Source organism: Nocardia testacea NBRC 100365, assembly GCF_000308775.1.
Taxonomy (GTDB): Bacteria; Actinomycetota; Actinomycetes; order Mycobacteriales; family Mycobacteriaceae; genus Nocardia; species Nocardia testacea.
In genome coordinates this window covers 1-1,744 of sequence record NZ_BAGJ01000223.1, presented here as the reverse complement: position 1 = coordinate 1,744, position 1,744 = coordinate 1, and the positions used below count along the sequence as shown (strand labels likewise).

Here is a 1,744-nt window from a genome sequence, read left to right as displayed (position 1 = left end):
GGCGGCGGCGGCGTTGAAGGCGGCGCGGGGGGAGCCGGTGGTGATTATTACGACTCGTGATGGGTTGGCTCATGATGCGTTCGGTGAGTATCGGACTATTTTGGGTGATCATGGGTTCGATATTGTGCGGATGAATCCGGATCGTTCGTATGCCGAGCCGGTGGAGGGGCGGCCGACGATCTTTATCGGGACGATGGAGGATTTGGGGTTCGGGGAGTTGCGGGGGAATGTGCCTTCGGCGCGGTCGCATGGTGTGGATGAGATCGATGAGGCGTTGGTGTTCGCGAATACCACGTTTGTGTTGTCGGAGGGTTCGGGGAATCCGGCCGGGGTGGAGGTGGCGGCGGCGGTGGCGGATGCGCATGCTTTTTTCACCGGTGCCCGGGATGCGGGGTTGTTGACCGAGTTCGATTTCGGGCGGGAGCCGGGCCGGGTGGGTGGTGGTACCGAGTTGACCGATGCCGGTCGGGCGAAGGTGGAGGAGATACTCGGCCGGGCGTTGACCGAGGAAGAAACGAATCGGTTGACGATGGCCGCGGCGGCGGAGTTCGAGTATGTCGAGAATGATCATTATGTGGTGTGGCATCACCGCGAACTCGGTCCGGAGTATGTCACCACGGCCGACGGTGTGCGGGTGCTGAATCCGGAGGCCCATAAGATCTATATCATCGATCAGACGTCGCACAAGGTGATGTTCGATGCCGAGACCTCGACCGAGAGTCGGTGGAATGGTGGGCTGGCCCAAGCGGTGGAGGCCAAGCACGGTATCCAGGTCCGTGATGATCCGGCCAGTTCGGCGTCGGTGACCGCGCGGGAGTTGTTCTCGGCGGATAAGAGTGATGAGATGTTCGGTTTGTCGGGGACCGCTGATGCGGTCGCGGGTGAGTTGCTCAATGACTACGGTGCGCGGGTGGTCGATATTCCGCGGTTCAAGGAATTGCAGTTGAGGGTCGCCGAGGATTATGTGGCTGTGGGTCGCGAGGGGGTGATCAGTCATCAGGACGCGAAATTGGCGGCGATGGCGGCCAGTATCGCCGAGCGGCAGCCTTCGGGTATTCCGCAGTTGGCGGTGTGTAACCGCAATAGTGAGGTGGCTCGGTTGTCGGCGATGCTGGGTGAGGCGGGGGTGGAACATATCGCGGTGGATGCGAAGTTCTTTCTGCGTCACGGGGTGGACGCGGAAGCGAAGTTGCAGGAGATTTTCGCTGAGGCCGGTCAGCGGGGCAAGGTGTTGGTGATCAATCGGCAGGGGGGTCGGGGGGTGGATATTCCGGTGGCCGCGGATGTGGATGCCGAGGGTGGGTTGCATGTGTTGATCTCGGGGCGGTCGGCGGAGTCGCGGGCGGTGGATATCCAGGTCGAGAACCGGACGGCGCGTAGTGGCGGGAATGGTAGTGCGCAGTATTTCACCGCGGTCGATGACGCGTTGTATGCCGATGCGCCCGAGGCGCAGGTCTCGATCATCCGGTATGCTCAGCATCAGGACGCGTTGGCCGAGCATCGTGCCGCGTTGGCCGAGCACGCGAGCGCGCCGAGCCGTGAGACGCAGGAGAAACTCGCGCGGACCTTGAACAGGGTCGAGGCCACCGAACGTAATCTGGCGGCGGCCAACGCCGATATCCGGGCGCTGACCGAGAAACTGCAGCCCGCCGGCGTCCGCGCGGCCGCCACCCACGATCCCGCGACCGCGCACCTGCCCCACGCCCCACCGGCCACCGACACTTCCGCCATCGGCCCCCAGCGC

The 1,744-nt window shown here is 63.6% G+C and carries 1 protein-coding gene; it reads left to right on the top strand.

Annotated features, from left to right (window positions below; genetic code table 11):
- The coding region (locus tag ON38_RS25575; protein ID WP_157181890.1) for a preprotein translocase subunit SecA at nt 1-1,744 on the top strand (1,744 nt) is incomplete at both ends.